Below are 25,249 nucleotides of genomic sequence, written 5' to 3' on the forward strand. Positions count from 1 at the left end.
GCCCTTTATACGGAGGTTTGCCCGCCTCCGCCGCTTGTACGGATAGCGCGGGCGGGCGGGTCAGTGGGCCGGGCGCGCCATGGCGGACAGTTCGGACTCCAGGCCCCGGCCCTTGGCGCGCACGACCGCGTCGGCGACCTCGGCGAGTTTGCGGTTGGTGCGCTGGGAGATGGTGCGCAGGACGGCGAAGGCGGCGTCCGCCTCGCAGGCGAGTACATGCATCACGATGCCGCTGGCCTGGTCGATGACCGGGCGTGAGCGCAGTGCCGCCTCCAGTTGTTCGACCTCGGCGAGCGCCGCGTGGTAGCGGCGGTCGCGGACCAGGCCGGTCGTGGTCTCCTCGGCGAGGATGCCGACCGGGCCGCGCACGATGTCCTTGAGGGATCCGGGCCGGTAGCTGAAGAGGCTGACCGTGACCTCGATCCCGGGCCGGCGGAAGGGGAGCGTGACGGCGGAGCGTACGCCGGAGTCGAGCGCCAGGGCGCGGTAGCCGGGCCAGCGGTCCTCGGTCAGTAGGTCCTCTGTGTCCACGGCTTCGCCCGCGCCGAGAGCGCTCGGGATGGGCCCGTCGCCGCAGGCGAGCTGGACGGCGGCGAGGGGGGCCAGGTCGGGGTGGGTGGCGGTGATGCGGCGTTCGGGCCCGCTGTCGGAGATGGTGGCGACCGCGCCACAGCAGGCAGGCGCACAGCGCATGGACTGTTCGGCGAGCCGGGAGAGGCGCCGGGCGGTCGTCGTGGTTTCCGGCTTCTGGCGTTCGGGCTCGGGCAGCATGGCGAAAGCCTCCTCGTACTGCGGCTTCCCGGGCCCGGTCGCCCGAAACGGTACGCTCCCGCGCCCTGGTCCGCGCCCTGGGCCGACGGGCTAGCTTTCTCCCATGACGCAGACGGAGGACGACTTCGGCGAGGAACTGGCGGACTTCGTCAGACGGGTGGGCGAGCTGCGCGCCGCACGCGCTCGCCCGGCCGGTGAACAATCGGTCATTCTGGACGCGGCACTGTTCGAACTCGAGCACGTGGCCGGGCTGTTGTGGCCGCGCTACGAACGAATGGCGGCCGGGTCGGTGGTTCCGTCGCCGGCGGAGCGGCAGGAGCGGCAACTGCTCAAGGCGTTGTTCCAGCGGATGCCGTTGCCGGTGGCGCTGGTCGACCGGGAGACGGTCGTACGGCGTCTGAACTTCGCGGCGACCGGGCTCGCCGGGGTCCGCGCCGGATATGCGACCGGCAGGCCGCTCGCGGCGCTGCTGACGCCGGGCGACAGGGCGGCGTTCAGGTCACAGGCCGCAGCGGTGGCCAGGGGCGAGGGCGACCGGGGGCTCACCGTGCGTCTTCAACAGCGGCCCGACGAACCGCTGTTGGCCACGCTCACCGCGCTACGGCCGCCGGACGAGCCGCAGCCGGCGGTGCTCGTGGTGTTCCAGGCGGGCAGCGCGCGGGGGTCGGGGGCCGCTCCCCGGCCGCCGAGGGTCCCCGATCTCGCGGAGTCGACCCGGCACGCCGAACTCATGGAAATGGTCGACACCATGGCGTCCACGCTGCTCCAACTCCCGCCCGGAGAAAGGGAGTCGGTGCTTTCCGAAGCCTCCGGGGTGCTGTGCGGGCGCTTCGCCGACTGGATCGTGGCCGACTTGGTCGACGGCGGACTGCGGCGTGTGACCTGCCTGGGCCCCTCGGATCCGGCCAGCGGCGCGCTGCTTCGGGCGATGGCCGAGCAGGACCCGGCCGACTGCCCGGTGGTGCTCGAGGCGGCGCGGGCCGGGAATGGTGCGCTCCAGGTCCAGCCCGAGGATGTCGAGGGCTTCGGGCACGACCCGTCGGGCACACCGGTACTCGCCCGCGCCGAGGTGTCGTCCCTGATGTGTGTGCCACTGGGGGCGCCGGGGCCGGTGACGGGGGTGCTGACGCTGTTCCGCACCGGTTCGGCGCGTCCGTTCTCCATGGCGGAAGGTCGGGCGATGGATGTGATGGCCCGTCATGTGGCGCTGGCTATGCGGCGTCCTGTGCCTGACGGGTGGACAACTCGCTTGCTGGGCAGCTCAGTTGACGTTGCGGGCGAGAATTCCTGCGCGTCGGCGTCGTCTGCGGCGGCATCGGGGACGGTTCCTGAGTCCTCGGTGCCGCCCCCTGCGGGCCCTCGGACACCGCCCGGGGCCTTGGCGTCGCGGCCGCCGTCAGCTTCACCTTCGGCATCGTCCCCGGGTTCCCGTCCGTCCACGCCTTCGGAGAGCGGCCGGTCACCCTGGAGACCGGGCCCGCCCCGGCCACGTCCCGAGCCGGCCGACAGGGGTCCTCACGCGGATCCCGCGGCGCCTGGTCCCGCAGGGGCTGATCCCGCAGGGGCTGATCCCGCACGGCCTGGTCCCGCAGGGGTTGATCCCACAGGGCTTGGTCCCGCAGACGGCTGCAACAGCGCGTGATCAGCCGGGACACGTGCATCTGGGAGATGCCGAGGTCCTCGGCGATCCGGCTCTGCGTCATGTCGCGGAAGAACCTCATGTAGAGGATCCTGCGTTCGCGCTCGGGCAGACAGCTCAGGGCCGGCCTGACGGACTCGCGGTCGATGACGGTGTCGAGTGCGGGGTCGGCGCCGCCGAGTGAGTCACTGAGACTGTATCCGTCCTCGCCGCCCGGGAGTTCGGCGTCGAGGGAGAGCGCGCTGAAGCTGTCGATGGCCTCGAGTCCGGCCCTGACCTCTTCCTCCGTCATGCCGGTGTGCGCGGCGAGGTCCGCGACGGTCGGGCGCTGGGAGTCGGCGCTCGCGGCGAGTTCCTGGCTCGCCGTCCGTACCCGGGACCTCAAGTCCTGTACGCGGCGCGGCACATGGAGAGTCCACATGTGGTCGCGGAAGTGGCGCTTGATCTCACCCGTGATGGTGGGGACGGCGTAACTCTCGAACGCGGCGCCCCGCCCGGGGTCGTAGCGGTCGACTGCTTTGACCAGGCCCAGCGCGGCCACCTGACGCAGGTCCTCCAAAGCCTCCCCGCGGTTGCGGAAGCGTCCGGCCAGCCGTTCGGACATGGGCAGCCAGGCGTTGACCAGGTCCTTGCGAAGGGCGTCCCGCTCGGGGCCGTCGGGCAGCGCCGCGAGCCGTTCGAAGTCGGCCGCCGTCTTCGGTGCGTCGTCATGCGGGTGCTTGTGCTTCGCCGTGGTGTTGGTACGCATCTGCGATCCCGGCTCCCTGAAAACGGTTCAGCGGATGGTTGTCACCGGGGAGCCTTCGGCCGGGCAGGGGGGCACGCCCGAAGCGGACTGCCGCTCCCTCGGACGTGCCTCCGTTCCGAAGCACATGGTTCGCGTGCCCGGCGTTCGCGGGACCAAACATGCGGGATGCGCGCCGCGGCGATGACGGCGCTCTCCGCGTGAAGAGCGGGTTTCCACCGCGCCGCACCCGGTACCCGGCCCCGCACGAAGACCGGTCAACACAGGCGCCCCCACAGGCGCGCAGGACCACACGGCCCCCGCACCGCCTCACACCATGTCATGCCACATCACGTCACACCGCACCGCACCGCACCGCCCGAATGGCACCGCACCGCACCGCACTGAATGGCACCGCATGACCGTCCGGCCGCGCGACCACGGGATCAGCATGAGGTCAACAACATGGGATCAAAGGGAAACGGGACTTGAAGCCATGGCACGTTACGTCAGGGAAGTGATGACGGCGGGCGTGACCGCCGTGCGGCCCGATGCCTCACTCGTGGAGGCGGCGCAGCTGATGCGGGCCCAGGACATCGGTGACGTACTGGTCATCGACGCGGGCCGGGTGGTCGGGGTGCTGACCGACCGGGACATCACGGTGCGGGCGGTCGCGGAGGGGGCGGACCCGTTGACGGTGAGCGCCCACTCGGTGTGCACGCGGTCGCCGGTGTGTGTGAGTCCGGACGACGACGTGGCGACCGCACTCTCCTTGATGCGTCGGCACGCGGTGCGGCGGCTTCCGGTGGTGGCGCGGGGGCGTCCGCTCGGCATGGTGAGCCTCGGTGATGTGGCCGACCACCAGGAGGCGGGTCCCGCGCTGGCCGACATCAGCCGCGCCGCGCCGCGCGACTGGCCACCGGCGCCCACGCGTTTCCAGCAACATTGGCCGCTTGCTGACGAGGCATCAAGTTGACCGCCCGGCGGGCAATCGGGCGGGAATTTGGGCAGCCATCCGGGCAGGCATGCGGGGCGCGGTGGACTTACCCCAGGTGGGGCCGGTTGGGCGCCCGGTCGAATGCGGGCAGGTGCGGATGGAACGGAAGGGGGTCGGGTACCCGCGTGCCATGACGTACTCCACTTGGCACGAACGACTCGCCGCCCGGGACCGGGCGCTCTTCGACTTCGCCGCCGCCAGACACTGGCCGGCCGCCGAAGCCGTACTGCCTCGGCTGAGCCGGGCCGCGAACCATGGGGTGCTCTGGTTCGCGGCGGCGTCCGCCCTGGGCGCGACCGGCTCGCCGCGCGCCCGGCGCGCCGCGGTGCGGGGCGTCGCCTCACTGGCGCTGGCCTCGCTGACCGTGAACACCGTGGCGAAGCATTCGGTACGCCGGGAGCGTCCGCTGCTCGACGGGGTGCCGCTGGTACGCCAGTTGAAGCGCCGCCCGATCACGACGTCGTTTCCGTCCGGCCATTCCGCGTCCGCCGCCGCGTTCGTGACGGGTGTCGCCCTGGAGTCACCGTTCTTGGGCGCGCTCTTGGCGCCGGTCGGCTTCTCGGTGGCGGCGTCCCGCGTCTACACCGGAGTGCACTATCCGGGCGATGTGCTGGCGGGCGCGGCCCTGGGGATGGGGGCGGCGTTCGCGATGCGCGGGCTCGTGCCGACCCGTGCGCAGCTTCCGCCACCCGGTCGTCCGCACGCCGACGCACCGGCGCTGCCCGAGGGCAAGGGCGTGGTGGTCGTCGTCAACCGCGAGTCTGGAAGCGCTCTCACGCGGGCCGCGCTGATCCGTGAGGGGCTGCCGCTCGCCGAGGTCGTCGAGTGCGACGCTGACGACCTGCCGTCGGCTCTGGAGAAGGCGGCCGAACGGGGTGCGGTGCTCGGTGTGTGTGGCGGTGACGGCTCGGTCAACCGGGCGGCGGTGGTCGCGGCCCGGGCCGGCGTACCGCTCGCCGTGTTCCCGGGCGGCACCCTGAACCACTTCGCGCGTGACCTCGGCATCGAGGGGGTCCGGGACACCTGCCGGGCGCTGGCCTCTGGCGACGCGGTGCGGGTGGACCTCGGCCGGTTCAGGCCGGGCCCGGACGGCGCGGAGGCGGGATACTTCCGCAACACGTTCAGCCTGGGCGTCCGCCCCGAGCTTGCGCGGCGGCGCGAACGCCGGTCGCTACGGATCGGCGGGCGGGCGGCAGGAGTTCTCGCAGCGCTCCAAGTGCTTCGCTGCGAGCGGCCGTTGAGGGTAGACACGCAGGGCAGCCGAGGCGAGCTGACGCTGGATAAGCTGCCCGAGGCGCTGACCGTATACCGTCCCTCGGCTAGCGCTTGAGGCAGCCGGGGGGCGGGCAAGGGGGCCGGAGCGGTGTTTCGCTCCGGCCCCCTTGCCGTCTTACCCCATTGCCCCGTTGCAGGCTTGCCGTCTTGCCGTCTTGCCGTCTCCGATCAGGCGCCGTCCCTGGGGAGGAGCGGGCCGAGCGGGCCGAGGTCGATGTTGAGGTCTTCTGGGCGCAGCCCGAACTTGGACCTCAGTTCGGCCATCCTGTCCTCCAGGAGCATGAGCGTGAGCCCGATGCGCTCCTCCTGGTCCTCGGTGAGCGCGCCGGTCTCGACTCGGCGCAGGGCCTGGCGTTCCATGAGCTGGCGCAGCAGCTCGACGACGGTCAGGACGAGCCGGGCGAGATCGCGCTCCACGGTCTCGGGCTCGAGCTCCACCCGCCGCCGCGCCTTCCCCTCGCCGCCGCCGTCCCGCACGTCCGCGCCGCGTGCGTCGTCCCCGGCACCTGCGTCATCCGCGACGCGTACGCCGTCCGTCCTCTTCGCTCCGCGTGCGTCATCCGTACCGCGTACGTCATCCGTGGCCCGCGTACCGCTCCGCGCGTCGCCGGGCGCGCCGCCTGCGCCATCCGCGCCGGTCAGGATGTCCAGCGCTTCCAAGGCGTCCGTGGCCGTGAGGTCCGTCGTGTCCATTACGTCGTCGCCTCCTCGAAGTCGTCGAAGGGTGAGGGGACGTCGGCGCTGACGGAGCTGATCAGCGCGTTGAGGTCGATGCGGACGAGGTCGACGTCCGCGATCCGCAGTGTGAGGTCGCCGGTGATGACCACGCCGCCGGCGAGCAGCCGGTCGAGCAGGTCGACGAGGGCGACCTCACGCTGCGCGAGGGCTCCTTCGCCGTCCCTCACCGCTGTGCCTCCTGGCCGTCGTCCGGGCCACCGGCGAAGGAGTACGGCGCCCAGGGGCCCGTCAGCTCCACGCGTACGCCCTCGTCGCCCGGGGTGCGTTCGCGCACGGCCGCGACGAACTCCTCGCTGCGTTCGCGCGGCACCAGGTAGGCGGCGTTGAGAACGTTCTCACCGGACTTGCCCGAGAGCTGGCCGCTCTGGGGGCGGTGCAGGCGTCCGGCTTCGGCGCGCTCGCACAGGTCGGCGTGCAGGGCCCGTGAGAGCGCTTCCGCGCGCCGCCAGGTGTCGTCGCGGGACTGCCGCTGGCCGAGCTTGCGGCGCAGATAGTCCCGCCCGCTGGCCGCCTTCGCCTCGGGCTCCGGCGCCGGTGGCTGGGCCTGCGCGTACACCTTGACGCCCCATTCGACCCGGCCGTCGAGGCGTTCGATGGTCGGTACGAAGCGGGCGCGGCCGGAGTCGATCAGGCGCCGGACACCACTCTCGTCGCGGCACACGGTCGCGAGCCTCAGCGGCACCGGGCAGGTGACCGCGGCGAGCGCGGCGATCACCGCCTCGTGGGCGCGGGCGGTCGCGGCGAGCCAGTCGAGGTCTTCCAGGCGCGCGCGGAGCGGGGCCGCGTCGAACTCCTCGGCGGGCACCCGGCTCACCGCCGCGCACAGCCCGTCGTGTTCGATCAGCCGGGGCGGCCGGCCGTCGAGTCCGCGCACCCCCTCGGGGAGCTCCCCGGAGAAGGGGCGGGTGACGGCGTACACATACAGCAGCTCGTTGTCATTCATCGGTCACCGCCCTTGGTTCCTTCTCCTCGGCCGCCTCGCTCTGTGGGGAGCGGGCGGCTTCCAGTGCGGCCAGCCGTGCCTTCAACTCCTCGTTCTCACGGGCGAGTTCGCGTCGTCGGGCACCGGTGGACAGGGAGGGGTCGTCCTCCCACCAGTCGATGCCCATCTCCTTCGCCTTGTCGACCGAGGCGACGACGAGGCGCAGTTTGATGGTGAGGAGTTCTATGTCGAGGAGGTTGATGCGGATGTCCCCGGCTATGACGATTCCCTTGTCGAGGACGCGTTCGAGAATGTCTGCGAGGTTGGCGCCGCCGCCGTCGGACGGGTAGGCGTCGGGGAATCGTGCCGGGGTCGCCATCAGTTCCTCCCGAAATCGGATGCGGCGCGCGCGGGCTGCTCAAGCCGGTCGAGGAGTTCGTCCTCGCGGCGGTCGAACTCTGCCTCGTCGATCTCGCCCTCCATCAATTGCTTTTCCAGCTGGGCGAGTTCACGTCGCACGGTCGCCGGGTCGTAGTACTGCCGCTCCGCTTCCGCGGCGACCTGTCCGAGCACCCAGAAGGTGCCTCGGACAGGCGCCGCGGGAAGCAGCAGCAGCTCCTTCAGGAGGCCCACTGGTTCACCCCGTGAAGCTGTAGGGGGGCAGCGGGCCGTGCACCTGGACCACCAGGTGGGGCGCCTGGGCGCGCACGCGGTCCACGGTCGCGATGAATTCGTCGGCGCTTTCGCGCGGCACGAGGAAGGAGATGTTGGCCAGCCAGCCGGTGGACTGCGGTCCCGGGCACTGCTCTTCGGCGGCGTCCCGCAGGGCCTGCTCCACGAGGGCGGCGTCGGTCTTCTCGCGCTGCTGCACGGCGGCGGCGATGCGTTCGCCGAGCCGGAGCTTGTCCTCGTAGGTGCCGCCGCCCGACTTCCGGTTGGCTTCGCTCAGCGCCCTCAACTCGGCGTTGTCCGCGAGTACTTGATGCAGGACGGCTTCCTCGTCGTGGGTCGCCTTGACGTTGTACTCGACCTTGCCGTCGAGCGCCTGGAGCCGTTCGAGGTAGCGTTCCTCGTGCTCGGCGAGCACGGCCCGTACGGCTTCGTCGTCGGTGGAGACCCCGCCGAACCGCATGGGCAGCACGGGGCCGCCCGCGCCCGCCTCGGCGAGCACGTTCTGGTGGGCGAGCAGGTCGCGCCGCTTGGGCTTGAGCTCTTCGGGGGCGTCGCTGACGAGCGCCACGAGTTCACCCTGCTCGACGGTGCGCACCGGACGCGGCGGGTCGCCGATGCCGCCCATCTGCTCGGGGAGCCGTCCGTGGCCCCGGCGGGCGATTCCGTAGACGTACGTGGTCATTCCTGCTCCTCCTTACGGCGCGAGGTGGTACGCCGGGCCCGGGGCTTGGTTTCGCGCTCGCCGTCGTCGCGTGCCTCCTTGAAGGCATCCGAGATGGTCTGCGCGGCGCCTGAGAGCGCTCCCTTGGTCTTGCCGCGGGCGCCGGACTCGGTGACGTCGCCGACGAGGTCGGGAAGGCCGGGGTTGCGGTGCGCGCCGGCCTCCAGGTCGAGGCGGTTGCACGCTTCGGCGAAGCGCAGGTAGGTGTCGACGCTGGCGACCACGACCCGTATGTCGATCTTCAGGATCTCGATGCCGACCAGGGAGACACGTACGAACGCGTCGATCACGAGTCCTCGGTCGAGCACGAGCTCCAGGACGTCATAGAGACCACTGGTGCCGCCGCTGCCGCCTTGCTGTGCCGGGACAACCGTCATGGTGTCCGGGCCTCCTTACGTGTAGTCCGACTGTCTTCTGTCAGGTGGTGCCTGTCGTCCGTCTTCTGTCGGGTGGTGCCGCTCGTCCGGATGCCGATGCGGGTACGGACGCCGGTGCCTGTGCCGGTACGGATGCCGGTTCCCTTACCGGCGCGGATGCTGTCCGGCGTCCTGGGGCCGGCGGCGCCTCGTGAGCGCCGGGGGTCCTTGACCGTCTGCCCCGCTCGCCGGGTGGTGGCCCCTGTGAGCCTCGCCACCCCCCGGGACGGGCGGACGATTCGCGCATGACGGACGGTTCGCGCACGGGGGACGGTTCGCGCACGGGGGACGAATCCTGCGCGGCGGACATTTCGCGCGTCCTGCGCGCGTTCGCGGTCATGTGTTCTTGTCGGCCCGGCCGCGTTCGTATCGGCGCAGCCGTTGGTAGCCGGTGAGGTCGCCGTGCGAGTCGAGCTCGACTTCGTAGGAGGCCAGAAGGCTCATCGTGTCCGGGACTCGCGAGAGTTCCAGGACCTCGATCTTCAGCAGCCAGCCGTCGTCGGTGCGCTCGAAGGACGAGACGGATTCGGCGGGCATGCCGATGAGCTCGGCCAGCTGGGCGCGAGCGCCCCGCAGAACCTCCACCGCGCTCGGAAGGCCGTCGTCCTCACGGGATTTCGGGGCGGTCTTGGCCGCCGTTCTGGATGTCGTCTTCTCCGGGTTCTCGGATTTCTCAGTCATGTCACCTCGCGTTCTAGGCCTTTCGGGTAGCCGCGACGGGCCAGCTCAAACCCCCTACGGGTGGTCCGGCCGCCGCTTTGGGTTGTCGGGCGCGAAGTTGGGGGGGCGCCACGACGGGGGCGCCCGGCGGCACGCCCGGCTCAAGGGGCGGCGTCACGTGGTCGCCGGCGTCTGGGGTCTCGCGACCTGAGAGCGCTCTCCGGCCGTCACGGGCTGCCTTGTTCAGGAGGACGGCGGCCCCGAGCAGCAGCGCGGCGACGATCAGCGCGGCCGCCCAGTAGGGCAGCGCCAGGGCGAGTGCCAGGAGCAGGAACGCGGTGAGCGCGGCGCCTCCGTAGAGCGCGGCCGCGCCCGCGCCCGCGTACATCCGCGCGGTGTGGCGGTGTTCGCGGGTCTGCTCGCGCAGCTCGTCCCTGATGGCGTCCCGGACGGCCTGGGAAAGCTGCTGCGGCACGTGCGGCGGGTTCGTTTCCATGGGCGCCCGAGTACCCGTGGGGGTCGGAGCCAGTCCCCTGCGGGCGGGCGACGGGGCACCACCCACCTCGTCCACATCTCAAGACGGGTATCTCATAATCTGGCCAGCCCTCTTAAAGTGGGCTCATCAGCAGGGCAGTTCAGGCAGTTCAGGCAGTCCAGGCAGTCCAGGCAGTCCAGGCAGTCCAGGCAGTCCAGGCAGTTCACCGAAAGGGAGTCCGTCCATGTCACAGGAGACGTCTCGGGTCACGCCGGGCGAGAGCGCGGTCTACACCCACGGCCACCACGAGTCCGTGCTGCGGTCCCACACCTGGCGCACCGCCGCCAACTCGGCCGCATACCTCATCGGTGAACTGAAGCCGCACATGCGGATCCTGGACATCGGCTGCGGTCCCGGCACCATCTCCGCCGACCTGGCCGCGCTGGTCCCGGATGGGCATGTGACGGCGGTCGACCACGCGCCGGGCATCGTCGAGCAGGCGCGCGCCTACGCGGCGGAACGCGGTCAGGAGAACATGTCGTTCGCCGTCGCCGACGTCCACGCGCTGGACTTCCCCGACGACACGTTCTGCGTCGTCCACGCCCACCAGGTGCTCCAGCATGTCGGTGACCCGGTGGGGGCGCTGCGCGAGATGCGTCGGGTCACCAAGCCGGGAGGGATCATCGCGGTGCGCGACAGTGACTACAAGGCGTTCGCCTGGTATCCCGAACTGCCCGCTCTGGACAGCTGGTTGGATCTGTATCACCGCGTGGCACGCGCCAATGGGGGCGAGCCGGACGCGGGACGGCGTCTGAAGTCCTGGGCGCTGGCAGCGGGTTGTGTGGACGTCCGGGCGTCGGCGAGCACCTGGTGCTTCGCCACCGCCGAGGAGCGCGCCTGGTGGGGCGGCCTGTGGGCGGACCGTACGGTCGCGTCCTCGTACGCGGACCTGGCGGTCGAGGGCGGCCACGCCACGGTCGAGGAACTGGCCACGATCGCCGAGGCCTGGCGGGCGTGGGGGGACCAGGACGACGCGTGGTTCATGACGCCGCACGGGGAGATCATTTGCCGCGTGTGAGCGGGGGCGGGCGCCGCCCCGCCGGGTTCCGGCGCGGTGGCGCCGGAAGCGTCCGCCCTCGTCCCGCCCGCATCGGCGCCGCGTTCGCGTCGTCGGAACGCCTGCCGTGGGCGATTTCCGCCAACTAGGCTGCGACGCATGGAAATTCTGGGGACCACGCTGCGTGTCTGCGTCGACGACCTGGAGAGCGCGATCGTCTTCTACGAGCGCGTCACCGGCAGTCAGGCGCACCGTTTCGACCGGGGCGGGGTATCGGTCGCCGCCGTCGGCGCCTTCCTGCTGATGAGCGGGCCCGAGGCGGAACTCGATGTGCTGCGCAAGGTGGCCGCGACGGTCGCCGTCGTCGACATCGACGAGGCGCACGCCACGCTCACCGGGGCGGGCGCCCACATCGTCGCCGGCCCGGTCGCGACCCCGGCGGGCCGCAATCTGATCGCCCTGCACCCCGATGGTTCGGTCTTCGAGTACGTCGACCGCAAACCGGGGCGCTGAGACTGAGCCTGCTTCATGTGGTTCATGTGCTTTAAGCGGATCGAGTTCAGTGCTGCTCTCAGAGGGCAGTTCGTGAAGTGATGACCGTTTCCCGGTGAGGCTGGTGTGGGTCTGTCAGCGGCCAGTTCGACTTCCCCGTTGACGGGGGCCGGTTAGCGAGGAGTCAACTGGCCGCCAACGGCTACTTGCTGTGCAGAGTTGCCTATGCGGTCCGGGTGAGATCCATGATCCAGTTGGTGTGCCAGGTGGTCCCGCCGTCGTAAGAGAACGCCTGCTCCCAGCGCGGGGCCCCCGGGTCATGAGTGGTCCACTGAAAGCGGACCTTGACCTCGTGTCCGCCGAGGACGTCGTCGCAGTAGAACCGGCCGATGCCATCGGTGAATGAGCCCTCCACGTACGGGTCCAGGTGTCCCGGTCGGCCACTGGAGGCCCACCAAATCCGCCACACCCCGGCCTCCGGGTCGAACTGGCGCAGCGTGAACCCCTCGAAGGAATCGGTGAAGATCCGGTCGATGTGCCCGAGGCCGTCGAGAATCGGCTCCGCCGACGCCGTGGCATCGAATTCGATCCACTCCTCGCAGCCGGGGTCGGTGACGTCCACCAGCTTGCGGTTGCGCACCTGCCAGCGGCCGAAGATGAAGTCGAAGTCAAAGCGCCCGTCGACGGGCACGGCAGAAGTCACGGCGGCTACTCCCCAGGTGATGCTCTGCTGGTCTCGTTCGAGGCAGAGCGGAGGCCGCAACGATACGTCCCGGCGCTGCCGGCACGGGCAACAACTTGATCAAGAAGTCGTCCCGGGATGTGACTCAGGCGCTGGCTGTACGCGTGGGAATGTGAAGTGGGAGCGCACATGGGCCCTGCTGGCCGAGGTGCTTGGCGGCTACTGTTTTCTGGTAAAGCTGCCGGTACCGGCCTCGGTGAGGATGTCGAGGTCTACCCGACGTTTCAGCTTGGCCTCCGTGCCCTCGATGCTCTGCGTAAGCAGTCCGTGGTCGAGCGCTCCGCAGGCGCCCCGGGCCCGTAGCGGTCCGGTCGCATCGAGGGCCTGACCCTCTAGCCCCGCATCCCTGGCGTCTTCAACACTAATTGGCGCGCCCCTTCACGGACCTGGCAGCGCAAGAGTTCGTGGATGACCTGGTCGGCCCCGTTCTCCCGCCAGACGGCCAAGTAGTTGTACGTCGCGCTCTTCTGGAGCAGGTCGTGCGGGAGGTGGGCCCAGGCCTGCTGGCAGCTGGTCCGGCCCTGGTAGAGGATCGCGTTCACCCTGGTGGCCGCTGACCGAGCGATGCCGGTCCTTCCACGAAGTGATCTCGGCTGGACCAGAGCCCACTGCTCGTCCGACAAGTCGCTCGGGTACAGGGTTGCGTTCACTCAGGCCGTCTGGTCTCTCTGCTCACGTCATAAGGGCTGAGGGGTCGCCGGCCCTTCGCGCCAAGCGGCGCTATTGAAGCGGGAGTTGGCGGCTTGGGCGCTCGGGCCGGACTGCGCAGGCGTGGGCGCAGGTTGGTGTCCCCCGGGCGGACGCGGTCCGGGGCGAGCTGGGCGGGGCTCGGCCCTCTTCTCCCAGGCCGATGGAGGTCGGCCTCGCTGGTGCGGCGCGACTGAGGGTGCGGTCACGCCCACGACGAAGAAGCCGGTAAGCTGGCAGTTGCCGAGGTGTCGGTATTCGTAGAGCCCGGGACCCGGAATGCGCCAGGCGTTCCATCCTCGGGGCGGGGTGTCGCGGTCTTCAGGCGTGACCCGACCAAGGAAGGTCCGTCGGTACTCGTAGGTGTCGTCGAGGCCGGTGATGGCGGCTACCCAGCCCAGGGTCGTGTGGGTTTCCACGCGCCTTGGGGTGATCGTCGTTTCGAAGCCCAGATCGATGGCGTCCATGGCGGTGGCTCCGTCAGTTGTCGGGGGCGACTGCCAGTGTGACTGCCTGGTGTTCGGTGACGCGGGTGCCAGCGGCGGGCGTGACGCTGTTGATGATCCACTGGGTGGCGTCGGTGGTGCTGTCCTGGAGGGCGTCACGTCCGTCGGGGGCGGTCGCTCTGGTGATGTTGAAGCAGAGCAAGGGGCCGTCGACGGCGTCGGTGAGGGGTTTGCCAACGACGGCGGGGATCTTCTGCGGCCAGGTCTTGTTTTCGCAGGCGGTGGCAGGCCGACCGTCGGCCTTGGGCGGCCCGCTGGAGCATCCGGCCAGGATCAGGCTCGCCGCTGCGACGAGGACAACGGTGACGGTGCGGGTGTGCTTCATGGATCCCCCTGGGTCGAGGGGGCTATCTCTCCGCCCGCTCCCCTTCCGGCGTGGGGCTGTTGCCGTTTCGTGACCTCGGAGCCGCCGGGCCCGCCGATCACTCACAGGTCGATGACGGCCCAGAGGCGGCGTCCGTCGGTGGCGGTGTCAGCGCCGCAACTGCTCGCCCCGAGCTCCGCCACGTCCCGAAGCAGTTCCTCGCTGGTGACGTCAGCGCCGGGGGCGTGGGAGAGGACCATGACGAGGGCCTGCTGGTCCTGGTCGGCGAGGTGGAGACTGACGCGGCGTCCGCCGTCGGCGAGGGCGGTGCGGGTCAGCAGCTCGGTGACCTGAGTGAGCCGGTCGGCGAGAGCGGGGACGGGCCGATAGCGCCATGCGTCAAGCTGTCCGAGGACGTGACGGCCCGCTTTGGCCGGCGTCCAGGGGGCGTTTTCCAGGGCCCAGTTCGCTGCCCGCCGATTGCCGATGGCGGCCCGCATGCGGGGCCTCGTCGCGACCGTCGTGTCCGCTTCGGGGCGGGGCGGCTCGACGGGGCGCTTCGGCGGTGGCGGGGTTTTGGGCGGGTAGTCCGGACGGTGGGTCTGGTCGGTCACGGCGGCCTCCCGGCGCGGGCGGTGGTACTCCCGAGGGCATCGTAGGCCTCGTGCGGGGACGGCGCGCCAGATCGCGTAACCCGCACGGGTGCCGGCGAGTTGACTTGTTGTGGATGTTCTCCCTGCTGACCAGAACGTGCAGCAGCTCGAAGTCGAGGCCGTACGACGCGATCCGCTGAGCGCGCTCCACCACGGCGTCGGCGCCTTTCACTGTGCCGGAGATGGTGTTGTCGCCGGGCAGGGTCCAGGTGGCGTCGTCGTGCAGCAGGGCCCGGATGCCCTCCAAGTCGCCTGAGACGAGGGCCTGGTGGAAGGTGCGTCCGAGGGCGAGGGCGGCTTCGTGGGTGGTCATGGCACTCCCTTCGAAGAACACTAAAGCGGCGATCTCCGCTTTAGCTTTCGGTGCCGACTGTAGGCACAGGCCCACTAAGGCGCAAGCCTTTGCTTTAGAGTGGTGGGGTGAACGCTGACGCATCGACGAAGCGGCCCGGCGGCCGCAGTAGCCGCGTCCGTGCCGACGTACACAGCGCCGTGGTCGCGCTGGTGGGCGAGCGCGGCGCCGACCAGGTGACCCTCCCCGCCGTGGCCAAGCGCGCCGGGGTCAACTCCAGTACGCTCTACCGGCGTTGGGGTACGCTCGCCGCGCTCATGGCCGACGTCGCCGAGCACCGCGATGATGCCGGCGCGCCCCCGCTCGTCGGCGACCTGCGCACCGACCTGGAGCGTCAGGCGGCCTGGACGCTGACGGAGCTCGCCCGGCCCGGCGGCATCGCGTTCTTCCGTGCCGAGGTCGCGCCCGACATCGACGAGCGGCACGCAGGACTGCGGGAGTGTCTGCGCCGGGTCAGCGCGCGCTTCAGTCCCGTTCTCGACGCGGCCCGGGAGCGCGGCGACGCGCCTCCGCCCCCGTCTCTGGAGCAGATTCTGGATCGGATCGTCGCGCCGCTCTACTTCCGGGTGGTCTTCTCGATCCCCGGTACGGATGAGGCGTACGTCCGCGGGCTCGTAGCGGGGCTTCTCACAGAGCCCCGGGCTTGAGTTGTGGCTACGTCGCACCGGGTGGCGAGCCGTTGGTTCTGCACGCCAAGTGGGCGGACTGGGCCTGGCGGGTTCGGCAGGCGTCTCCCAGGGGCGGCGGAGATCTGGTTGAGCGCGTCCCTCAACGCGTCGTGCCCACGCCGCTGTTCGGCCAGCCGTGTTTGGTCGACCAGCTGGGCCACCGAACCGTTCTCGCAAAGCGACGCGTCGCACAGCTCGGACCTCTGCGACTCGATGGTCGAGACCGGAGGCCGGGAGACGGGCTCAGGCGTTCCACCACTCGTCGGTGCCACTCCCCACTTCGTAGTGCCACCAGCCTTCCTCTTGGCCTTCCGACAGAAGGGCTTTGATCCCGGCGAAGTCCGCGCCGGCCGGCGCCGTGAAGGCAACCATGGGGAAGTCCTCGCTGAAGACCTCGCCTCCGAGATCGAACGCCGAAAGGCGCTGATGCACCGCCTGCGGACTCCGTCCCAGAGGACCGGCGGGCACGGGCACCACACGGATCGTGCAGTTGCCGGAAGCACTGACCCGCCCGGTGGCCCAGTGGAGCCCGTCGGAGTCGGTCCGGTACCGCACCACATCGCCTTCGGCCACCCCGTCCTGAAGAAAGGGGACGTTCTGCACCCTGACCGTGTCATCACTGAGCCTCGTCGCCCACAACCCCTCGGTGTCCTGCGGGAACCACCCCTCACGAGGTACAAACCGGAACCAGACCTTGATCTTCACGAGCGCGCTCTCCATGCAGGTCATCATGTGCCGACCGGCAACACGGCCCCGGCATCGGGTCTGAGCCGGGCGATCAACCGTAGCTTCGCGCGCGCGTGCTGAGGTTGAAAGACAAGCTGAGCGGCGGGCCCTGAACCGTCGCGCCGTTGAGGACCGCGCGGGCCGCGGTGGTGCGGGGCGGGGCCAGTTCGGTGGCGATGGCGGCGGAGCGCTGTGCGTCGACGACGACCGCCGCCGTCTGCGGTGACCCGGCGGTGATCAGGTGGCGGCGCGGATGCGTGGGCGGGTGGGTGGAGTCGACGCTGTGGCCATGCGGCGCCGCGAGGCGGCGAAGCCGCTCGTATTCGCGCTCGGGGACAGTGGCGGCGCGCTCGGCGATCCGCTCCCACAGGTCATCGGCCGTGGCCCCCGGCCCGGCGACGCCGGTCTTCGTCCGCGCGCGGACGGACTCCGTGTGCAGTGCTCCAGTGACGGAAGCGCCGATGAGCAGCCGGTCCACCAGGGCGGCGGCCACTTCGGACGAGCCGACCCGTGCCGCGACCCGGTCGGCGAGGTATTCGCCGCGCTGCGCACCGCGCAAGGTGAGCCCGTCCAGGAGCAGGGCGAGGCCGCGAACGGCCCAGCGGGGTCCGAGGATCAGGACGTCGACGGCCACCTCGGCCAGGGGGCGACGGCGGCCGTGGACAGGATGGCGCCGAAGGCGCAGAGAAGGTAGCGGGGCCGGCCGAGTACGACGAGCAGGGCGCCGCCGACGGCCAGGACGGCGGTGACCGCGTGCACGGCGAGGGCCACGGCGCGGGCGAGGACGTGGGAGCGGTCCGTCGTCGTGGTGGCGCCGGGGCCGCCGTCGAGCAGTTGCCTGTGCAGTTGTTCGCCGTGGCGCGGGGCCAGGCGGCGCCGCGCCGCCTCGAACCGGCTCAGGGGCGGCTCCTCGTCGCTCTGGTCCACGTTCCAGTCGCAGGCGGTGCACCACTTGGTGAAGCGCTCGTCGTACGGGATGTCGGCCGCGCAGCGCGGGCACGGTGTGGCCTGCTTCACGGCAGCGTCGAGTTGTTCCCCCACGAGATGTGCTCCTCCCCCCATCGGCTCCCCCCCGGAGCCGTTTTGGCAACGGCGCACTCCAACCCGTCGGGTCGGGGCTACTCCTCGGGGCGCATTCGGTACTGGTAGCGGTCGGGGAGCGGGTCGTCGGTCAGGCGGGACCACAGGTCGTTCAGGGTCTCGGCGCCCTCGCGCAGGTCGGGCACGTCGAAGCCCGCGTCGAAAAGGGCCCGGGCGGCCTCCGGATGGCCCTCCGCCAGGAGGAGTTGGGCCTCCAGGAGGCGGAACCTGCCGCGTTCGCGCACGGCGGGGCGAAGCCGGTCCCAGATGGCGCGGGCGTCGGCGGGGCGGTCCACCGCGAGCAGTGCTTCCATCGCCTCGCGGCCGAGTGCGGCGTCGGCCGCCGTCCACGGCTCGCCGTCCCTGCGCTCCTGGCAGAAGTCGTCGTAGGCGTCCGCGTAGCGGTCGGCGGCGCGGCTCGGGTGCCCCATGGACTGGTCGGCGACCGCGAGGCAGCGCAGCAGGGGCCAGCGGGAGGGGGCGAGGGTGAGGCCTCGCTCCCAGCTGCGCACCGCCTGGGCCCGGTCTCCCGCGTGCCATTGGGCGATGCCGAGGTGGTATTCGGTGAGCGGGTCGGCGGGCGCCGTCTCCAGCATGTCGCGCCAGTGCGGGGCGACGAGGGTGGGGCCGGCCGGGGCGACCTTGCGCGGTTCGGGGAACACCCCGGTGCGCAGCAACCCCAGCCATGGCAGCTGTTCTTGAGTGAGCGTCAGATCCGGAAAGGGGGTGCCGGGCAGTTTCACTCCCGTACGCAGGACTTCCAGGGCGCCCCAGCCCGATCCGGTGGCCAGGCTTTCGCCGGGCTCGGCGTCGGCGAACGGGCGCCAGGCGGCGTAGGCCCGCTCCACGGTGGCTCGCGGCAGCGCCCGCTCCAGTTGGCCCTCGGTCTCGGCGCGTGCGGCCGCCCAGTCCTCGCCGTGCACCAGCGCCGCGTCGGCGCTCAGCGGACCGTACGCCTCGAGCCAGGAGAACTCGGCGCCTGCCTCCAGCGGCACATGCTCCAACTGCGTGCGGGACAGGCCGGCCTGGATCTCGGCGTATCCGGCGGTGCCGGGCTCGGTCAGCCATTCCTGCCAGCGGCGCCCGCCCCGGCCCGAGCCCCACAGGAACAGCTTGCGGCCGCGCAGGGTGTCCGTGGAGGTCTGGACGAGACCGTGGCCGTCGGCGTCGAGTGAGGCGATCCAGCGGCGGGCGCCGTCGGGGACCTCGTAGAAGTAGTCGGCGGGGTGTTCGCCGCGCAGCGGATAGGTGCGGTCCACACCGTCCCAGACGGGCACGGGCACCCGGCGCAGCGCGTGCTCGTATCCGAAGTGCCAGGCCTCGTCGGCGGGGGCGAGCACACGGGTGCGTTCGCCCTCCTCGACCGCGATGTTCGACCACCAGTAGACGGGCGCGGTCCGCTCGTGCGGGTTGCGGACGCGGACGCCCACGTACAGGAAGTCGCTGTCGTCGGGGAGCCAGAGGTCGACCTGGAAGGGGAGGTCGCGCAGCCGCTCCCACTCCCACAGGCGCACCATCAGCCCGCCGTCGGGCGCGGGGACGAGGGCCGCGTGCAGGGGGGCGCAGGAGAGGGTGGTGTGGCCGGTGGCGCCGATGTTCCACTCGATGCCGCCGGAGAACCACGCGCCGTTCAGGGCGAAGTCGGCGGGCTGGAACACCGGGTTGGCGTACAGGAGTTCACGGTTGGCCGGCTTGTGGAACAGGGAGTGCACGCGGCCGCCGAGGCCTGGCAGGACGGTGGCGCGCAGATGATCGTTCTCGATGACGATCGTCTCCAGGTCGACCGGAGTCCGCTCGCGCCCGTATCCATCGAGGATCCGCACCGGCAGCAACGTCTCCAGCGGCTCGTATCCGATCTGGCGGGCCATGTCGCGGGGCAGCCCGTCGAGTGCCCGCACGTCGAGCCGGTGCGCCTCGTCGCGCGGGCGCAGCGCGGGCAGGGGGTTGGCCTGGCCCAACGGGGCGCCGGGCAGGGTCAGTACGGCTCGTCGCACGGTCGTGGCCAAGGCAACCTCACTCCCTCGTACGGGGCTTCGGCGCCATTTTCGGCCGACCCCCCGATGACCATGGAACACCGCGCCACTGACAACGGCCAGGGGCACCCCGGGTCAGGATTGCGCAAAGCCGCCCTGACCTGCACGGACCTGGCCTGCGCCGATCCACCCCGCACCGCCCTGCCCTGGCCTGCCCCCGCCCTGCTCCGACCCGCACGGCGGGGAGGGTCGCACGCCCGGGAGGCCGCACGGCGCGCGCGGTCCGCACGGCGTGCGCGGCCCGGACTACGCGCGTCGTGCGGCGTATATCGATCGACACGTTCCGCTCCCCTGGGCGAGGATCAGCCCCACGGGCAGACGGCGCGTGCCGTACGGCCATAGGGCGCGTGCGGTACGGGCAGTGGGAAAGGACAGCGGGACATGGGCGAGCAGCACACCTACCGGGTGATCGTGCGCGGCGTGTGGGACGGACTGAGTGCGGACTCGCGGGCGCTGCTGCTGGCCGAGGCCGACGAGCACGGGCTGACCGCGATGGCGTTCACGCCTGAGGGCTCGCTCGCCTACGACCGCGCCCTGAAGCACTTCTCGTGGCGTTTCACCGTCGTCTCCGACGCCGCCGACGGCGAGGAGATGGCCGCCGCGATCGCCGAGGACAGGGCGGAGTCCGCGCTGTCGGCGCTCGGCCACGGGTTCCGCGATCTGCGCTCGACGGTGACGGACCTCGACACCATGAAGATCAACTACAAGGGCGGACGGCGCTAGCGGACGGGGCAGGCGTCATCGGGGGCCCGCGGCGGGCGCCGGCTCCGCGTCCCACCGCGTCATCTCCTTCGTGATCGCCCAGCGTTCGTGGTCGCGCCAGGCGCCGTCGATGAAGAGGAAGTCCGGCGAATAGCCCTCCAGACGGAAGCCGGCGCGGCGGACCAGGTTGACTGAACTCTCGTTGCGGGGCTGGATGTTCGCCTCAAGGCGGTGCAGCCCGAGCCTGGTGAACGCGTGGCGCAGGACGAGGGCCAGGCCCTCGCTCATCAGGCCGCGCCCGGCCGCCGGGGCGAAGGCGCCGTAGCCGAGCGCGCCGGACTGGAAGGCGCCTTCCACCACATTGTTGATGTTGATGAATCCGGCGATGCGGCCACTGTCCCGCTCACACACCAGAAAGCCGTGGCGGGACGGATCGTCGATGAGCCGACCCGCGTAGGTGGCGTATGCCTCGGGGTCGGCGGGCGGGAAGAGCCAGGGGGCGTGCAGGGCCCGGCTCGCCGCCGCCAGCGCGGTGAACTCCGCCGCGTCTTCGCGGGTGAGGGCGCGTATGCCCACGCGGGGGCCTTCGGCGAGAAAGCCGGACTCGGTTCGCATCGGATCAGGTTACTGATCTACGAACGGGCGGCGCCCGAAGGGCAGTTCTCGGTCTTCTTGACCACGCCTACGCTGACGCGGGTGTGGGCGGCGAGCGGCGCGCCCGGAACGGGGCTCTGGCGGCACACCTTCCAGTTGAACGGCCACAGCACGGCGCGGTGCCCGCCGCCGATGTCCTCCACGTCCAGTTTCGTTCTCGCGTCGAGTTTGTTGAAGATCTGGAGCAGGCCCTGGCCGACGAACGCCGGCATGCGTGCGGGGCGCTCGGGTGTCCCCGCGTCCTCGGCGAGGGCGGCGCCCGTCGTGAGGGCCGTCGCGAGGACGACGCCGGCCGTCACCGTCGCGGCGCGCGCCCGCATCCGCGTACGCGCCCGTACCCGGATCCCCACCCCCGCCCCTGCCCCTGCCCCTGCCCCTGCGCTTACGCTCATCGGCGTCCCCGCCTCCTGAGGAAGTAGCCGCAGCACAGGCCCACCACGAACACGGCGAGCAGGGCGAGGTAGAGCGGCATGGTGACCTCGGGGATCAGCAGCCTGATCTTGACGTGCCGGGTGTTCTCGAAGATGAAGACGAGCGCCAGGACGCCGAGGATCAGGACCGCGACCCTGCCCGGCGTCACGACACCGCCCGCCCTGCCACCCGTACCGCTGGACTCGCCCCTTGGGCTCATGACCCGGCCCTTCCGTTCGGCCGCACGTGGTGCGCCGTCAGCTCCGTAGCGCCCAGCGTGACGGATGCGCCGCGCGGGAGTGCGGTGGAGCGAGCCGTACGGGTGAGCGGGACCTCTGGGCGACTCACGGGTGCGCGGCACCCGGGACGGACGGCTGCGGGCCCGTCTTGTCAGACAAGTAGGGGCCGGGCATGCTGGCCTTCCGGCACATCGAGGGGTGGAGTTCATGGCAGGGAGCGGGCAGCGGCTCAGGCCGGTCGTGGCGCTGTACGAGCGGATCGCGGACGCCATCCACGACGGCACCTATCCCCCGGGGTCCACGCTGCCGTCGGAGCCCAGGCTCGCGGGTGAGCTCGGGGTGAGCCGGCCCGCCCTGCGCGAGGCGCTGCTGCTGCTCCAGGAGGACGGGCTGCTTTCGGTGCGGCGCGGGGTCGGCCGCACCGTCAACGACCGGCCGCCCCGGCGGGGCTTCGAGCAGCTGGGGCCGCTGGAGGACCTGCTGGGTCCGGTGAGGGTGTCTGCGCTGCTGCGCAGCCGGGAGGAGCCGACCGACTTCACGGCCCAGCATCTGCTCGCGCCCGCCGGGGCCGAGCTGCGTTTTTGGGAGTCCGTGCTGGTCGGGGCGGATCTGGCGGTGGCGCTCAGCCATGAGTGGGCGGCCCCCGAGGACGTCCTCGCGCGGCTGCACCCCGCGTTCGGACAGGCTCTGGCGGCCGAGCCCGCGTCCTCGATGCTCACCGTGCTCGCCGCCTCATCGCGCGGGGTGCGCCTGGGCGCGGTGAGCCAGATCAGCGCGACCCTGCTCGGGCGGCGCAGGGGTGAGCAGCTGGGCCGGCCGGCGGACACCCCCGCGGTGCTGGTGACCCAGGTCGTGCGGGTCGACGGCGTCCCGGTGATGGCCGCCAAGCACATGCTGCCGACCGGGGCCCCTGCGCTCACGGTCCTCCAGTCGCTCTAGGCGCCGACCGGGTGGCGCTTTGGCACGCTGTACACTCCCGCCTCATGCACTTGTCAGACAACTCCGCCGCCACCTTCTCGGCCGTCCCCGCCGAGTGGATCCGCCGCGCCCCCAAGGCCGTCCTCCACGATCACCTCGACGGCGGCCTGCGCCCCGCCACCATCGTCGAGCTGGCCCACGCGTGCGGCTACACCGCGCTGCCCACCGAGGACCCGGCCGAACTCGCGCTCTGGTTCCGTGACGCCGCCGACTCCGGCTCCCTGGAGCGCTACCTGGAGACGTTCGCGCACACCTGCGCGGTGATGCAGACCCGCGACGCGCTGCGCCGCGTCGCCGCCGAGTGCGCCGAGGACCTGGCCGCCGACGGAGTCGTCTACGCGGAGGTGCGCTACGCGCCCGAGCAGCACCTGGAAGGGGGCCTCACCCTCGACGAGGTCGTGGACGCCGTCAATGAGGGCCTGCGCGAGGGCGAGCGCCGCACCGGTGGGAAGATCACGGTGCGGGCGCTGCTCACCGGCATGCGGCACACCCGGCGCTCCCTGGAGATAGCCGAGCTCACCGTCGCGCACCGCGACCGCGGCGTGGCGGGCTTCGACATCGCGGGCGGCGAGATCGGCAACCCGCCGGCCGCGCACCTGCCGGCCTTCCAGCACCTCAAGCGCGCCAACTGCCACATCACCATCCACGCCGGTGAGGCCGTGGGCGCGGAGTCGGTGCACGAGGCGGTCCAGGTGTGCGGCGCCGAGCGCATCGGTCACGGCGTGCGGATCACCGACGACATCGCCGCCGACGGCACCCTCGGCCACCTGGCCGCGTACGTGCGGGACAACCGGATTCCCCTGGAGGTCTGCCCGACCTCCAACCTCCAGACGGGCGCGGCTGTTTCGTATGAGAAGCACCCCATCGACGAGCTGCGCCGGCTCGGTTTCACGGTGACCCTCAACACCGACAACCGCCTGGTGTCCGGCACGACCATGAGCGAGGAGTTCCAGCACATGGCGGACGCCTTCGGTTATGGCCCGGAGGTCTTCGAGGAGTTCACCGTCGCCGCCGTCGACGCGGCGTTCCTGCCGCTGCCCGAGCGCCGTCGCATCATCGAGGAGATCGTGCGTCCCGGTTACGCGGCTCTCAGTTCAACCGCCCGCTGACGATGGGCAGTTGGAGCGTCCCCGTGTCGCCGGGGGCGCTCACGACGGTCACCGGCTTGACGCCCTTGTTGCCGAGGTAGGCGTCGTCACTCGCGGCGATCGCGAACTCCAGGCGGTGCCCGGCCTCGTAGCGGTGGGCGATGCCGGGCAGGGCGACGGTGAAGGGTTTGCTGACGTCGGGCACCCGCACAGGGGCGATCAGACGGCGCACCAGCGTCTTGGTGCCGTCGGGCGCCACGTCGTACAGCTTGGCGAACAGGACCAGCTTGTCGGCGGCGTCCTTGGACTTCTGTGTCCTTCTCGCCTCCGGTGAGGAGACCTTCAGGGTGGCCTTCGCCGAGCCGACCACGTCCACGGGCGCCGCCAGCGGGGCGGTGTCCCAGCCGAGGTAGGTGCCGGGCGTGTCGTAGGGCGCGGGGTCGGGCAGGCCGACCGTGCCGGCCAGCGAGCTCTCCGAATGGCTGGTCGGGACAAGGGAGTTGGTGTACGTACGGCTGCCGCGCGCCACCTTCGCGCGGTTGTCGACGAGTTTGCCGTCGCCGGAGAGGTACACCTTCTGCGACAGGGGCGGCACCCTGGACGCCTCGCCGTAGCCGCTCCGCCAGTCGCGGTAGTAGGCGAACGCGGGGCCGGTGTCGGTGTGCTCGCGCTCGCGCAGGTAGCGGTCGAACCAGGACAGGACCCGCCGTCCGGTGTAGCTGGTCTCCAAGTTGCCCTGCGTCAGGTCGAGTTCACCGGGCACATGGCCGCCGCTGTGGCCCCAGGACTGCCAGATCATCTTGGTGGGGGTGCCGTTGTCCTTCAGCGTGTTGTACGTCGCCGTCGCCTCGTTGAGGTTGAACAGGGTGTCGCTCTGGCCCTGGATGAGCAGCGTGGGCGCCTCGACCCGGTCGAGGTAGGTGACCGGGGAGACGCCGCGGGCGTAGCGCAGCATGGCGGCGGTGGGGGCGGCGGGGTAGCTGCCGGAGTTGAGCAGGCCGATGGTCTGGCAGGCGTCGGGGACGAAGTGCGTGCAGCCGAGCGTGCCCCAGCGGGACGGGTCCAGGTTGGGCGCCGTGATGGGCAGGCGCTCCCCCATGAGGTAGAAGCCGTTGGTCCACTGCCATTTGAAGGCGCCGGGCACCTTGCGGTCGGCGACGTTGTTGGGGTCGAGCGCGTACGACAGGTCGTGCCAGGTGATCATGGGGACGAGCGCGTCGACGCGGTGGTCGACGGCGGCCGTCGCCAGTTGGACCGCGCCGCCGTAGGAGCCGCCGATCATGCCGACGCGGGGGTCGCCCGGGCGGTCCTTGGCGACGAAGTCGATACGGGTGCCGTCGTCGGCGGCGCGGGTACCGGCGAGGAAGTCGATGAGGCCGGACGCGGCGCGGCCGTCGATCGCCGGGGCGTCCAGGGAGATGGGGCAGCCCGACTTGCCGAAGCCGAGCCCGGAGTAGGCGAGGGTCACATAGCCACGGGCGGCGAACGCCTTGGCGGTGGCGGTGGTGGAGCCGTCGGACTTGCTGCCGCCGAAGCCGTTGGTGGTGAGCACGGCGGGCGCCGGGTGAGCCTTGTCGACGCCGGCGGGGCGGTAGAGGTCGGCGTCGACGGCGCAGGTACCGCCGACCGTGCCGACCGTGAACTTCAGTGCGGTGACGGTGACTTGACCTGCCGCCGCGCCGCTCGCCGTGGCGGGGGTGGTCGCGAGCAGCGGCACGGCGAGCGCCGCGCCGAGGACGGCCGCCAGGGGCTTGCGGTTTCTGGGCACGGCCAAGCGACGGGTCACGGTGTCCTCCACGGCGAGCGGCCCTACCGATCGGTAGGCCCGGCGCCCTCATGCTCGGACACGTCAAACTCGTGCGTCAAC

The 25,249-nt window shown here is 71.3% G+C and carries 30 protein-coding genes and 3 pseudogenes; 9 read left to right on the plus strand and 24 right to left on the minus strand.

What is annotated here, in order from left to right; translation table 11 throughout:
• Positions 1-60 precede the first annotated feature (60 nt).
• Positions 61-771 (minus strand): ANTAR domain-containing protein, encoded by a 711-nt coding sequence (locus ACFYM2_RS06395; RefSeq protein ID WP_358993709.1) that lies wholly within the window; start codon positions 769-771, stop codon positions 61-63.
• Between the two features lie 349 nt (positions 772-1,120).
• Between ACFYM2_RS06395 and ACFYM2_RS06400 the strand changes: the two genes are divergently transcribed.
• Positions 1,121-2,413, plus strand: coding sequence for a PAS domain-containing protein (locus ACFYM2_RS06400; RefSeq protein ID WP_388834249.1), 1,293 nt, complete (start codon positions 1,121-1,123; stop codon positions 2,411-2,413).
• On the opposite strand, the pseudogene ACFYM2_RS06405 reads toward ACFYM2_RS06400, so the two are convergent.
• A pseudogene (locus ACFYM2_RS06405) lies at positions 2,370-3,158 on the minus strand (RNA polymerase sigma factor SigF); the annotation flags it as partial. The gene ACFYM2_RS06400 and the pseudogene ACFYM2_RS06405 overlap by 44 nt on opposite strands.
• A 472-nt stretch (positions 3,159-3,630) precedes the next feature.
• On the opposite strand from ACFYM2_RS06405, the gene ACFYM2_RS06410 reads away from it, so the two are divergent.
• Together ACFYM2_RS06410 and ACFYM2_RS06415 are read left to right on the plus strand one after the other, a co-directional pair.
• Positions 3,631-4,110 carry a CBS domain-containing protein gene (locus ACFYM2_RS06410; protein ID WP_388833861.1) on the plus strand — a complete coding sequence of 160 codons (480 nt, stop codon included), beginning with the start codon at positions 3,631-3,633 and terminating at the stop codon, positions 4,108-4,110.
• A 151-nt stretch (positions 4,111-4,261) separates the two neighbouring features.
• Positions 4,262-5,410, plus strand: a pseudogene (locus ACFYM2_RS06415) (bifunctional phosphatase PAP2/diacylglycerol kinase family protein); the annotation flags it as partial.
• 164 nt (positions 5,411-5,574) lie between these two features.
• Here the strand turns inward: ACFYM2_RS06415 and ACFYM2_RS06420 are convergent.
• From ACFYM2_RS06420 to ACFYM2_RS06460, 9 genes are all read right to left on the minus strand, one after another.
• The gene (locus ACFYM2_RS06420) at positions 5,575-5,883 is read right to left on the minus strand and encodes a gas vesicle protein K (protein ID WP_350234843.1); all 309 of its coding nucleotides are present in this window, start codon (positions 5,881-5,883) and stop codon (positions 5,575-5,577) included.
• A gap of 215 nt (positions 5,884-6,098) precedes the next feature.
• The gene (locus tag ACFYM2_RS06425; protein WP_350233537.1) at positions 6,099-6,311 is read right to left on the minus strand and encodes a gas vesicle protein; all 213 of its coding nucleotides are present in this window, start codon (positions 6,309-6,311) and stop codon (positions 6,099-6,101) included.
• Positions 6,308-7,087, minus strand: coding sequence for a GvpL/GvpF family gas vesicle protein (locus tag ACFYM2_RS06430; protein WP_388455807.1), 780 nt, complete (start codon positions 7,085-7,087; stop codon positions 6,308-6,310). Before ACFYM2_RS06430 ends, ACFYM2_RS06425 begins: the two co-directional genes overlap by 4 nt.
• Complete coding sequence (locus tag ACFYM2_RS06435; protein ID WP_388833864.1) at positions 7,080-7,445, minus strand: gas vesicle protein; 366 nt, start codon at positions 7,443-7,445, stop codon at positions 7,080-7,082. The genes ACFYM2_RS06430 and ACFYM2_RS06435 overlap by 8 nt, the downstream gene beginning before the upstream one ends.
• Positions 7,445-7,699 carry a gas vesicle protein GvpG gene (locus tag ACFYM2_RS06440; RefSeq protein WP_358993720.1) on the minus strand — a complete coding sequence of 85 codons (255 nt, stop codon included), beginning with the start codon at positions 7,697-7,699 and terminating at the stop codon, positions 7,445-7,447. The genes ACFYM2_RS06435 and ACFYM2_RS06440 overlap by 1 nt, the downstream gene beginning before the upstream one ends.
• 4 nt (positions 7,700-7,703) lie before the next feature.
• Positions 7,704-8,420, minus strand: coding sequence for a GvpL/GvpF family gas vesicle protein (locus ACFYM2_RS06445; RefSeq protein WP_358993722.1), 717 nt, complete (start codon positions 8,418-8,420; stop codon positions 7,704-7,706).
• On the minus strand, positions 8,417-8,836 hold the full coding sequence (locus ACFYM2_RS06450; protein ID WP_358993725.1) for a gas vesicle structural protein GvpA: 420 nt from the start codon (positions 8,834-8,836) through the stop codon (positions 8,417-8,419). Before ACFYM2_RS06450 ends, ACFYM2_RS06445 begins: the two co-directional genes overlap by 4 nt.
• Before the next feature lie 375 nt (positions 8,837-9,211).
• A complete protein-coding gene (locus tag ACFYM2_RS06455) occupies positions 9,212-9,556 on the minus strand; it encodes a gas vesicle protein (protein WP_350233531.1) in 345 nt (114 codons plus the stop codon).
• Positions 9,557-9,569: 13 nt separating this feature from the next.
• Positions 9,570-10,031, minus strand: coding sequence for a phage holin family protein (locus ACFYM2_RS06460; protein ID WP_388833867.1), 462 nt, complete (start codon positions 10,029-10,031; stop codon positions 9,570-9,572).
• A 223-nt stretch (positions 10,032-10,254) separates the two neighbouring features.
• On the opposite strand from ACFYM2_RS06460, the gene ACFYM2_RS06465 reads away from it, so the two are divergent.
• Both ACFYM2_RS06465 and ACFYM2_RS06470 read left to right on the plus strand, forming a co-directional pair.
• On the plus strand, positions 10,255-11,088 hold the full coding sequence (locus ACFYM2_RS06465; protein ID WP_388833870.1) for a class I SAM-dependent methyltransferase: 834 nt from the start codon (positions 10,255-10,257) through the stop codon (positions 11,086-11,088).
• A gap of 138 nt (positions 11,089-11,226) precedes the next feature.
• Positions 11,227-11,580, plus strand: coding sequence for a VOC family protein (locus ACFYM2_RS06470; protein ID WP_358993734.1), 354 nt, complete (start codon positions 11,227-11,229; stop codon positions 11,578-11,580).
• 202 nt (positions 11,581-11,782) lie between these two features.
• Here ACFYM2_RS06470 and ACFYM2_RS06475 read toward each other — a convergent pair whose 3' ends face one another.
• From ACFYM2_RS06475 to ACFYM2_RS06495, 5 genes and pseudogenes are all read right to left on the minus strand, one after another.
• Positions 11,783-12,262 (minus strand): hypothetical protein, encoded by a 480-nt coding sequence (locus ACFYM2_RS06475; RefSeq protein ID WP_358993737.1) that lies wholly within the window; start codon positions 12,260-12,262, stop codon positions 11,783-11,785.
• A 371-nt stretch (positions 12,263-12,633) separates the two neighbouring features.
• The gene (locus tag ACFYM2_RS06480; RefSeq protein WP_388833874.1) at positions 12,634-12,951 is read right to left on the minus strand and encodes a transposase; all 318 of its coding nucleotides are present in this window, start codon (positions 12,949-12,951) and stop codon (positions 12,634-12,636) included.
• A 517-nt stretch (positions 12,952-13,468) separates the two neighbouring features.
• A complete protein-coding gene (locus ACFYM2_RS06485; RefSeq protein ID WP_358993742.1) occupies positions 13,469-13,819 on the minus strand; it encodes a hypothetical protein in 351 nt (116 codons plus the stop codon).
• Positions 13,820-13,920: 101 nt separating this feature from the next.
• Positions 13,921-14,412: a hypothetical protein gene (locus tag ACFYM2_RS06490; RefSeq protein ID WP_388833878.1), complete on the minus strand. Its 492-nt coding sequence runs from the start codon at positions 14,410-14,412 to the stop codon at positions 13,921-13,923.
• Between the two features lie 127 nt (positions 14,413-14,539).
• Positions 14,540-14,887 (minus strand): annotated as a pseudogene (locus ACFYM2_RS06495) (nuclear transport factor 2 family protein); the annotation flags it as partial.
• Between ACFYM2_RS06495 and ACFYM2_RS06500 the strand changes: the two are divergent.
• Entirely contained in the window at positions 14,872-15,450 is a 579-nt protein-coding gene (locus ACFYM2_RS06500; RefSeq protein ID WP_388833881.1) for a TetR/AcrR family transcriptional regulator, read from the plus strand. The pseudogene ACFYM2_RS06495 and the gene ACFYM2_RS06500 sit on opposite strands and share 16 nt — an antisense overlap.
• A 264-nt stretch (positions 15,451-15,714) precedes the next feature.
• On the opposite strand, the gene ACFYM2_RS06505 is transcribed toward ACFYM2_RS06500, so the two are convergent.
• The 4 genes from ACFYM2_RS06505 to ACFYM2_RS06520 form a co-directional block, all read right to left on the minus strand.
• On the minus strand, positions 15,715-16,203 hold the full coding sequence (locus ACFYM2_RS06505; RefSeq protein WP_388833885.1) for a DUF4265 domain-containing protein: 489 nt from the start codon (positions 16,201-16,203) through the stop codon (positions 15,715-15,717).
• Between the two features lie 46 nt (positions 16,204-16,249).
• Positions 16,250-16,831, minus strand: coding sequence for a hypothetical protein (locus tag ACFYM2_RS06510; protein ID WP_388833887.1), 582 nt, complete (start codon positions 16,829-16,831; stop codon positions 16,250-16,252).
• Positions 16,813-17,238 carry a hypothetical protein gene (locus ACFYM2_RS06515; RefSeq protein ID WP_388833889.1) on the minus strand — a complete coding sequence of 142 codons (426 nt, stop codon included), beginning with the start codon at positions 17,236-17,238 and terminating at the stop codon, positions 16,813-16,815. The genes ACFYM2_RS06510 and ACFYM2_RS06515 overlap by 19 nt, the downstream gene beginning before the upstream one ends.
• Before the next feature lie 77 nt (positions 17,239-17,315).
• Positions 17,316-19,283 carry a DUF5107 domain-containing protein gene (locus tag ACFYM2_RS06520; RefSeq protein ID WP_388833891.1) on the minus strand — a complete coding sequence of 656 codons (1,968 nt, stop codon included), beginning with the start codon at positions 19,281-19,283 and terminating at the stop codon, positions 17,316-17,318.
• A 408-nt stretch (positions 19,284-19,691) separates the two neighbouring features.
• Between ACFYM2_RS06520 and ACFYM2_RS06525 the strand changes: the two genes are divergently transcribed.
• Positions 19,692-20,033, plus strand: coding sequence for a DUF6204 family protein (locus tag ACFYM2_RS06525; RefSeq protein ID WP_388833894.1), 342 nt, complete (start codon positions 19,692-19,694; stop codon positions 20,031-20,033).
• Between the two features lie 15 nt (positions 20,034-20,048).
• Here ACFYM2_RS06525 and ACFYM2_RS06530 read toward each other — a convergent pair whose 3' ends face one another.
• Genes ACFYM2_RS06530 through ACFYM2_RS06540 form a run of 3 tightly spaced genes read right to left on the minus strand, consistent with a single transcriptional unit; the run spans position 20,049 to position 21,297 of the window.
• On the minus strand, positions 20,049-20,627 hold the full coding sequence (locus ACFYM2_RS06530) for a GNAT family N-acetyltransferase (RefSeq protein WP_358993763.1): 579 nt from the start codon (positions 20,625-20,627) through the stop codon (positions 20,049-20,051).
• Positions 20,628-20,644: 17 nt separating this feature from the next.
• Positions 20,645-21,058 carry a hypothetical protein gene (locus ACFYM2_RS06535; RefSeq protein WP_388833897.1) on the minus strand — a complete coding sequence of 138 codons (414 nt, stop codon included), beginning with the start codon at positions 21,056-21,058 and terminating at the stop codon, positions 20,645-20,647.
• The gene (locus ACFYM2_RS06540; protein ID WP_388455775.1) at positions 21,055-21,297 is read right to left on the minus strand and encodes a DUF1049 domain-containing protein; all 243 of its coding nucleotides are present in this window, start codon (positions 21,295-21,297) and stop codon (positions 21,055-21,057) included. Before ACFYM2_RS06540 ends, ACFYM2_RS06535 begins: the two co-directional genes overlap by 4 nt.
• 226 nt (positions 21,298-21,523) lie before the next feature.
• Here ACFYM2_RS06540 and ACFYM2_RS06545 point away from each other — a divergent pair, with 226 nt between their 5' ends.
• Positions 21,524-22,255, plus strand: coding sequence for a GntR family transcriptional regulator (locus tag ACFYM2_RS06545; RefSeq protein ID WP_358993772.1), 732 nt, complete (start codon positions 21,524-21,526; stop codon positions 22,253-22,255).
• Between the two features lie 44 nt (positions 22,256-22,299).
• Positions 22,300-23,403, plus strand: coding sequence for an adenosine deaminase (locus tag ACFYM2_RS06550; RefSeq protein ID WP_388833900.1), 1,104 nt, complete (start codon positions 22,300-22,302; stop codon positions 23,401-23,403).
• Here the strand turns inward: ACFYM2_RS06550 and ACFYM2_RS06555 are convergent.
• Entirely contained in the window at positions 23,384-25,168 is a 1,785-nt protein-coding gene (locus ACFYM2_RS06555; protein ID WP_388833903.1) for a CocE/NonD family hydrolase, read from the minus strand. The genes ACFYM2_RS06550 and ACFYM2_RS06555 overlap by 20 nt on opposite strands.
• Between the last annotated feature and the right edge of the window lie 81 nt (positions 25,169-25,249).

This window comes from Streptomyces sp. NPDC006711, assembly GCF_042869775.1.
Lineage (GTDB): Bacteria > Actinomycetota > Actinomycetes > Streptomycetales > Streptomycetaceae > Streptomyces.

What these genes read in the sequence shown, in the direction of transcription:
- ACFYM2_RS06395 (WP_358993709.1), bottom strand. Translation starts at nt 771, where the DNA reads ATGCTGCCCGAGCCCGAACGCCAGAAGCCGGAAACCACGACGACCGCC.
- ACFYM2_RS06400 (WP_388834249.1), top strand. Translation starts at nt 1,121, where the DNA reads ATGCCGTTGCCGGTGGCGCTGGTCGACCGGGAGACGGTCGTACGGCGT.
- ACFYM2_RS06410 (WP_388833861.1), top strand. Translation starts at nt 3,631, where the DNA reads ATGGCACGTTACGTCAGGGAAGTGATGACGGCGGGCGTGACCGCCGTG.
- ACFYM2_RS06430 (WP_388455807.1), bottom strand. Translation starts at nt 7,087, where the DNA reads ATGAATGACAACGAGCTGCTGTATGTGTACGCCGTCACCCGCCCCTTC.
- ACFYM2_RS06435 (WP_388833864.1), bottom strand. Translation starts at nt 7,445, where the DNA reads ATGGCGACCCCGGCACGATTCCCCGACGCCTACCCGTCCGACGGCGGC.
- ACFYM2_RS06445 (WP_358993722.1), bottom strand. Translation starts at nt 8,420, where the DNA reads ATGACCACGTACGTCTACGGAATCGCCCGCCGGGGCCACGGACGGCTC.
- ACFYM2_RS06450 (WP_358993725.1), bottom strand. Translation starts at nt 8,836, where the DNA reads ATGACGGTTGTCCCGGCACAGCAAGGCGGCAGCGGCGGCACCAGTGGT.
- ACFYM2_RS06455 (WP_350233531.1), bottom strand. Translation starts at nt 9,556, where the DNA reads ATGACTGAGAAATCCGAGAACCCGGAGAAGACGACATCCAGAACGGCG.
- ACFYM2_RS06460 (WP_388833867.1), bottom strand. Translation starts at nt 10,031, where the DNA reads ATGGAAACGAACCCGCCGCACGTGCCGCAGCAGCTTTCCCAGGCCGTC.
- ACFYM2_RS06465 (WP_388833870.1), top strand. Translation starts at nt 10,255, where the DNA reads ATGTCACAGGAGACGTCTCGGGTCACGCCGGGCGAGAGCGCGGTCTAC.
- ACFYM2_RS06470 (WP_358993734.1), top strand. Translation starts at nt 11,227, where the DNA reads ATGGAAATTCTGGGGACCACGCTGCGTGTCTGCGTCGACGACCTGGAG.
- ACFYM2_RS06485 (WP_358993742.1), bottom strand. Translation starts at nt 13,819, where the DNA reads ATGAAGCACACCCGCACCGTCACCGTTGTCCTCGTCGCAGCGGCGAGC.
- ACFYM2_RS06505 (WP_388833885.1), bottom strand. Translation starts at nt 16,203, where the DNA reads ATGATGACCTGCATGGAGAGCGCGCTCGTGAAGATCAAGGTCTGGTTC.
- ACFYM2_RS06525 (WP_388833894.1), top strand. Translation starts at nt 19,692, where the DNA reads ATGGGCGAGCAGCACACCTACCGGGTGATCGTGCGCGGCGTGTGGGAC.
- ACFYM2_RS06530 (WP_358993763.1), bottom strand. Translation starts at nt 20,627, where the DNA reads ATGCGAACCGAGTCCGGCTTTCTCGCCGAAGGCCCCCGCGTGGGCATA.
- ACFYM2_RS06535 (WP_388833897.1), bottom strand. Translation starts at nt 21,058, where the DNA reads ATGAGCGTAAGCGCAGGGGCAGGGGCAGGGGCAGGGGCGGGGGTGGGG.
- ACFYM2_RS06540 (WP_388455775.1), bottom strand. Translation starts at nt 21,297, where the DNA reads ATGAGCCCAAGGGGCGAGTCCAGCGGTACGGGTGGCAGGGCGGGCGGT.
- ACFYM2_RS06545 (WP_358993772.1), top strand. Translation starts at nt 21,524, where the DNA reads ATGGCAGGGAGCGGGCAGCGGCTCAGGCCGGTCGTGGCGCTGTACGAG.
- ACFYM2_RS06550 (WP_388833900.1), top strand. Translation starts at nt 22,300, where the DNA reads ATGCACTTGTCAGACAACTCCGCCGCCACCTTCTCGGCCGTCCCCGCC.